This window comes from Dysgonomonas sp. 520 (genome assembly GCF_010501095.1).
In the GTDB taxonomy this organism is placed as follows: domain Bacteria; phylum Bacteroidota; class Bacteroidia; order Bacteroidales; family Dysgonomonadaceae; genus QVMP01.
In genome coordinates this window covers 153,291-159,308 of record NZ_QVMP01000003.1, presented here as the reverse complement: position 1 = coordinate 159,308, position 6,018 = coordinate 153,291, and the positions used below count along the sequence as shown (strand labels likewise).

The following is a 6,018-nucleotide window of genomic DNA, read 5'->3' as shown; positions in this document are numbered from 1 at the left end:
CTCTTACGGAACTTGCTTCACAGAAGGAACAGGAAAACAAGCCCCGTAAGCGCATTGGTTTTAATGTTCAACAAGATGAAGAATAATATAATTATGGAACGGGGATATATCAAAATTAAAGAAAATGATGAAAATCAGCTAATTGTTGAAGCAAAACTCGTAAATTGCACCCTGTGGATGACAAAGCATGAGATAGCTGATTTATTCAACGTATTTGTTAGCTCGGTTGGTAATAACCTTCGGTCAATATTCAAATCAGGCTTATTGCGGGAAGAAAACGTTACGCAAATACACAAATACGAGAACAGCGGTCGTCAATGTGAAATGACTTTATACAATCTGGAAGCATTGATTTTTGTCAGTTATCGAATCGCTTCGTTTGAAGCGCAAGCGTTCAGGGAATGGGTAATGAAAGCATTAACCGAATATACCCGGACGAAACCGAAAAAAGAAGCGGAAGTTCTGATTGTATATAACTTGTCATCAAAACTCCCTGCAATAACATTGAATTAATTCAAACTCTTATAAACAGAAATATAGTCATGAAAAATGTAATCTATCTATTAATTGCGGTTTTCTTGGTTTCCTGCGGCTCAAACTCGTCAAAGAGTAATTACGAAAAAACCATTACTGGCTATCTGCTAAAAGGTAGCGACACAAAAGAAAATCTCAACTTCAAAATTGTTGAGATGAACGAACATGGCACTGTTACAGTTGCCGACAGTATCGCTTATCTTACTGACGAGTTCAGGAAAGATAAAGAGCTTATAATAAAACGTGTCGAGTTGGCAAAGAAAATGAGTGAGACGCTATTGGCTAAAGCAAAAAAGCAAAGCGATATTGATAAGTACAATACTGATATTGCTGAAATTAGCAACACTATTGATTCGCTTAAAAACCTTACGCCCGATAATCTGCGGGGATATGACAGCCGAAATACCAATGACGTACTTGCTGTAATCGTTCGTTGCAAATACTCGCTTGTTCCCCCGGGCAGAACAGCCGTTGAAGAAACATTTGATTTCTATTTATCGCCCGACGGAAGTAAATGCTATGGTAAGAAAAGAGCCAAATAATAATACATGCTACTCCAATATAACGAAGCCTGTTTCTGATATGGAAGCAGGCTTTTTCTGTTATTATGCGTATTGCAACGTCTTTTGATACGCTTTTCTAACAGCATTATTTTCGTATATTTTATCCTCGCTTAAAACCCAACCCATTTCTTCAGGTTTTTGAGAGAATAGTGATATTCCCTTTTCAAGTGTTTCGGGAATATACGTAATTATCATTTCGTCAATCAAATCATTGTCGAGCAGCATTGTCGTTAGTTCTGCACCGCCAACGAGCCAAATGTCTTTTCCGTTTTCTTTTTTAAGTCCGGAAACAGTTTCAAAGACGTTTTCCGTAATGAAATTTATGCTATCCCTTTCCATCATTGGATTACGAGTAACAATATGGACATTTTTATCCTCATATGGCCAGAGAATATCCATTATTCGCATATTGCGATAGGTGTTAGCGCCCATTATAACGGTATCGACCGAATCTACAAAGTTTTTGTGATCTTCTTTCGAAGGAACGGGATAGCCGATTAACCAATCCAAATCGCCGTCTGGTGGAGCGATATAACCATCATTCGATGCCGTAATGTACAATTTCAACTTTTTCATGCCCTTATCCTTTTATAAATCCATCCTTCAAGAACATTCGCCAGACCAAAAAAGAAGCGTGGAGCTCACGCCATTTCAAAGTAGAGGTACTGGCATACCCGAAGAATGAAAATGGGCAAGTCCACGCTATACAGTGTATAGCATGAACATTGCGCATCAGTCTCATTCTTCATGAAAAGTGTGAAAAGTGCCAGTTTTCTACTTCGAGACGTTCAGCGAACGTTATGTTATATATATGAATTGTAGAATATTGATTTCTACAATTATACTATCATGTTTTACTCCACAAAGATACTGATTTTATAAGATATATCATCATTTTCAATGTTTAAGTATTGGTGGCTTCTGTAAGCCCCTGTTTATGTTCTTTGTGAATCAAAGAACTTCTGCGTTTATAATAACAAACGCAATGTATTTGCCCAAATTCCTTTTTACTACACTTCTCTCCGGTATAATTTCTTCCTCATTAGCGAGTATCAAACCGGGTACTTATTGACCCCATGTTCAGGATACAAAGGTATTTCGGCTAATCCTGTCGCCAAATTGTTGCCTGAAAAATCTTCCTCTTTCCCTACAGGCGAGCGTATTTATTCCCTCAAAATTTGTCTTCGGCGGATTCAGCCGACCTTTTCACGTATCCGAAACATAAGGTCAGTACACCGGCTCCGATACGGCATAAAAAAAAAGTCAGAAATTATGAGAAGTATAGTAAAAAACAGGAAACAAGGTAGTAACCTTCCAATTAGCATAAAATTGGTTGTGAAAATCGTTCTCGTGGCTTTGGGTTGCTCCGTGTGGGGAACAGGGTTTATTTGGGCTTTAGTGGGCTTGTATCTCTTTCTTCCTGTTATTCGGGGTATCCTCTCCTTCTTCGTGGGTTTAGGTGCTATAATCCTGTTTATTCTCATTCTTTTCTCCTTTTTATAATCCCTTAAAATTTAGAGTTATGAGCAAAGTATTTTTATTAGGAGCAAATAAGGAAATTAACAGAGCCAAACAAGTGGTAGAGGTTAATCAAATAATCCAAATGGAGGGTTATGAGCGGCGACGAATTTACGCTTGACATAAACAATCCTGATGATCCGAAAGTGTTGGTTGTCGGTAACAATCCCGACAGACAGAATATTTACGGTGCGGCATTGGGACTTTACAACTCCCGTATCGTGAAATTAATAAACAAAAAGGGGCAACTGAAAAGTTCGGTAGTCATTGACGAGCTGCCAACAATTTACTTTAAAGGATTGGATAATCTGATAGCAACCGCCCGAAGTAATAAAGTTGCAGTACTTTTAGGGTTTCAAGATTTCAGCCAATTAACAAGGGATTACGGCGACAAAGAAGCAAAAGTCGTGATGAACACCGTCGGTAATATTTTCTCCGGTCAGGTTGTGGGAGATACGGCAAAAACGCTTTCCGACCGTTTCGGGAAAGTATTGCAGAAACGCCAATCCATGACCATTAACCGCAACGATAAATCGACCTCTATCAGTACCCAAATGGATAGTTTGATACCGCCTTCAAAAATTTCCAACCTTACACAAGGAATGTTCGTCGGTGCGATTGCCGACAATTTCGATGAATGTATCGAGCAGAAGATATTCCATTGCGAAATTCTGGTTGATATTGCAAAAGTAGCTGCAGAAACAAAGGCTTATCAATCCATTCCTGTTATTACCGATTTTACGGACGAAAATGGAGTTAATAAGATGAAAGAGCAAATTCAACTCAACTATAATCGTATCAAAGAGGAAACGAAACAGATTGTCGCTGAAGAACTGGAACGGATAAAGAATGATCCGGCTTTGGCTCATTTGTTGCAGCAACAAGAATAATATATAACAAGGAATGTTGTTATGCTAAAAATCCTGCAATCTTAATCAAAACAGATTAGAATTGCAAGATTTTTTAGTTTTAGACAGTTTCAAATGCCCTGTTATTATTGAACTGCAATTACCTTTTCAGCCCATTCCTTGACACAGGCAGTACCGTCATTGAATAGTTTTCCAGTGTGCCAATTGATTTTATTATACTGCTGCTTCAATTCTTTTACACTGTTCTCTATAGTACTGCTGCCCGATGTGGCAAACGGTATGACCGTCTTGCCATCCAGCTTATAGCATTCGATAAACGTGTTGATGATATGCGGACACACGTTCCACCATATCGGATAACCAAGGAATATCACATCGTAGGTTTCCGCCTTCGCATTTTTATCTGCCAGTGCGGGGCGTGAACCGATGTCGCTCATCTCTTTACTGCTGCGGCTCTCTTTATCACGCCAGTCAAGGTCAGCAGATGAATAAGCTGTTTGAGGTTGAATACGGTATAGCGTTGCGTCTGTAGCCTGAGCAATGGCTTTAGCCACTATCTCGGTATTACCTGTACAGGAGAAATAGGCTACCATTACTTTCTTCTCCTGGGCGTATGTCAGTGTCGCCGACAACACACACATAATAGTTATAATCAGATGTTTTAAATTATTCATTTCTTGTTAATTTATCATATTCTTCATCACTTACAACTTCCAGCCATTCGTTGCTTCCCTTCTCGCCCGGCACTTCAATAGCCAGGTGCGCAAACCAACTGTCGGCTGTTGCTCCATGCCAGTGCTTTACGCCTTGCGGTATGTTGACCACATCGCCGGGTTTGAGCAACTGTGCAGGTTTGCCCCATTCTTGATACCAGCCTTCTCCGGCTATGCAGACAAGAATCTGTCCTCCGTGTTTGGCAGCGTGGTGTATGTGCCAGTTGTTGCGGCAGCGGGGTTCAAAGGTTACGTTATAAATACCGACCTGCTCCTGCGATAACGGAGCAAGATAACTTTGACCAATGAAATATTGCGCAAAAGCATCGTTGGGCTTACCGATAGGGAATAGCATCTCCTGCTCAAATGCGGCCTTTGCATCGGCGGCATCTGTATCCTCTGTCCAAACTTCTTTCGCCAAACGAAATGCCGCCCATGCTTTCGGCCATCCGGCATAAAAGCCGATATGAGTAAGCATTTCGGCGATTTCCGTGCGTGTAATCCCATTGTTCTTAGCCGACTGGAGGTGATATTTCAAAGAAGAATCGGTAATACCCATGCTGACAAGAGCAGTTACGGTAATCATACTTCGGTCGCGTAAACCGAGTTTATCTGTGCGACTCCATACTTCGCCGAAAAGAACATCATCGTTCAGTTCTGCGAATTTGGGTGCGAAATCGCTCAACTGCTCCTTCCCGGCTGTCTGTTTTACTTTGGTCTGTGCCATAATCGTTGTTGTAGAAATGGTTACGATTAATAATGTGCAAAATAAATATTTCATTTCAAATACTCTTTAAAGAATGACTCCAACTTATCAAACGGTATAATGTCAGTGCGGTCATATAAGTCCACATGACTGGCGCCCGGGATTATCATCAGTTCTTTGTTATCCCCTTTGAGCATTTTGAAAGCATCTTCTCCCATATAGCGAGAATGGGCTTTCTCCCCATGTATAATCAATACTGCATTGCGGATTTCTCCGGCATAGGATAGCTGCTGCATATTAATGAACGAAAGCGAAGATGTTATATTCCAACCCTTGTTCGAGTTAAGCGAACGTTCGTGATAGCCGCGTTCTGTTTTATAATAGCTGTAATAATCTTTCACAAACTGCGGCGCATCCTCCGGTAGTGGGTCAATCACACCACCGGCCAACTCATACGTACCGTTTTTGGCATCAGCAGTACGCTGAGCATTGAGTTGCTCGCGAAGCTCGTAACGAGCATCCTCGTTCATTGAATAGTTGTAGCTGTTAGCACTTACACGGCTTATATCGTACATGGTAGATGCTACGGAAGCCTTGATGCGGGTATCCATAGCTGCGGCATTAATCGCCAGACCTCCCCAACCACAAATACCCATGATGCCGATACGCTCTGGGTCTACATTATCCAATGTGGTAAGAAAGTCTACGGCTGCACTGAAATCTTCGGTATTAATATCGGGCGAAGCCACATAGCGAGGCTCACCTCCGCTTTCACCAGTATAAGACGGATCAAAAGCAATAGTCAGAAAACCACGTTCCGCCATCGTTTGTGCGTATAAGCCGGAAACCTGTTCTTTAATTGCACCGAAAGGCCCGCTTACGGCAATAGCCGCCATTTTTCCGTTCGCATTTTTGGGTACATACATATCGGCAGCAAGCGTAATGCCGTAACGGTTGCGGAAGGCTACCTTACTGTGATTGACTTTATCGCTTTGGGGGAATACTTTATCCCATGCTGTTGTTAATTCTAACTTTTCCATATTCTTATCGTTTGTTTGACTATTGTCGGTCGTTTTATTGTTTACGCATGCCGTAAGCATTCCGCCCACGAGCAA

7 protein-coding genes and 1 pseudogene are annotated in these 6,018 nt (G+C 41.2%); 4 read left to right on the top strand and 4 right to left on the bottom strand.

From position 1 onward, the window contains the following. On the top strand, positions 1-513 hold a 513-nt coding region (locus D0T56_RS03120), incomplete at its 5' end, for a hypothetical protein (RefSeq protein WP_255491008.1). A gap of 29 nt (positions 514-542) precedes the next feature. Beyond that, positions 543-1,076, top strand: a complete 534-nt coding sequence (locus D0T56_RS03115) for a hypothetical protein (RefSeq protein WP_163318666.1) — start codon at positions 543-545, stop codon at positions 1,074-1,076. A 63-nt stretch (positions 1,077-1,139) separates the two neighbouring features. Here D0T56_RS03115 and D0T56_RS03110 read toward each other — a convergent pair whose 3' ends face one another. Next, a complete protein-coding gene (locus tag D0T56_RS03110) occupies positions 1,140-1,673 on the bottom strand; it encodes a dihydrofolate reductase family protein (RefSeq protein ID WP_163318665.1) in 534 nt (177 codons plus the stop codon). 696 nt (positions 1,674-2,369) lie between these two features. Between D0T56_RS03110 and D0T56_RS03105 the strand changes: the two genes are divergently transcribed. Continuing rightward, positions 2,370-2,600, top strand: coding sequence for a hypothetical protein (locus tag D0T56_RS03105; protein ID WP_163318664.1), 231 nt, complete (start codon positions 2,370-2,372; stop codon positions 2,598-2,600). Positions 2,601-2,707: 107 nt separating this feature from the next. Then, positions 2,708-3,505 (top strand): annotated as a pseudogene (locus D0T56_RS03100) (TraM recognition domain-containing protein); the annotation flags it as partial. A 104-nt stretch (positions 3,506-3,609) separates the two neighbouring features. Here the strand turns inward: D0T56_RS03100 and D0T56_RS03095 are convergent. From D0T56_RS03095 to D0T56_RS03085, 3 genes are read right to left on the bottom strand one after another with little or no spacing between them, the layout of a single operon-like run. After that, on the bottom strand, positions 3,610-4,125 hold the full coding sequence (locus D0T56_RS03095) for a flavodoxin (RefSeq protein WP_370458778.1): 516 nt from the start codon (positions 4,123-4,125) through the stop codon (positions 3,610-3,612). Between the two features lie 25 nt (positions 4,126-4,150). After that, positions 4,151-4,978 (bottom strand): carboxymuconolactone decarboxylase family protein, encoded by an 828-nt coding sequence (locus tag D0T56_RS03090; protein ID WP_163318662.1) that lies wholly within the window; start codon positions 4,976-4,978, stop codon positions 4,151-4,153. Then, positions 4,975-6,003, bottom strand: coding sequence for an alpha/beta hydrolase (locus tag D0T56_RS03085; protein WP_255491011.1), 1,029 nt, complete (start codon positions 6,001-6,003; stop codon positions 4,975-4,977). The genes D0T56_RS03090 and D0T56_RS03085 overlap by 4 nt, the downstream gene beginning before the upstream one ends. Positions 6,004-6,018: the final 15 nt, after the last annotated feature.

Excerpts from the sequence above, each read along its gene's own strand:
- D0T56_RS03110 (WP_163318665.1), bottom strand. The coding sequence starts at position 1,673 with ATGAAAAAGTTGAAATTGTACATTACGGCATCGAATGATGGTTATATC.
- D0T56_RS03090 (WP_163318662.1), bottom strand. The coding sequence starts at position 4,978 with ATGAAATATTTATTTTGCACATTATTAATCGTAACCATTTCTACAACA.
- D0T56_RS03105 (WP_163318664.1), top strand. The coding sequence starts at position 2,370 with ATGAGAAGTATAGTAAAAAACAGGAAACAAGGTAGTAACCTTCCAATT.
- D0T56_RS03095 (WP_370458778.1), bottom strand. The coding sequence starts at position 4,125 with ATGTGTGTGTTGTCGGCGACACTGACATACGCCCAGGAGAAGAAAGTA.
- D0T56_RS03115 (WP_163318666.1), top strand. The coding sequence starts at position 543 with ATGAAAAATGTAATCTATCTATTAATTGCGGTTTTCTTGGTTTCCTGC.
- D0T56_RS03085 (WP_255491011.1), bottom strand. The coding sequence starts at position 6,003 with ATGCTTACGGCATGCGTAAACAATAAAACGACCGACAATAGTCAAACA.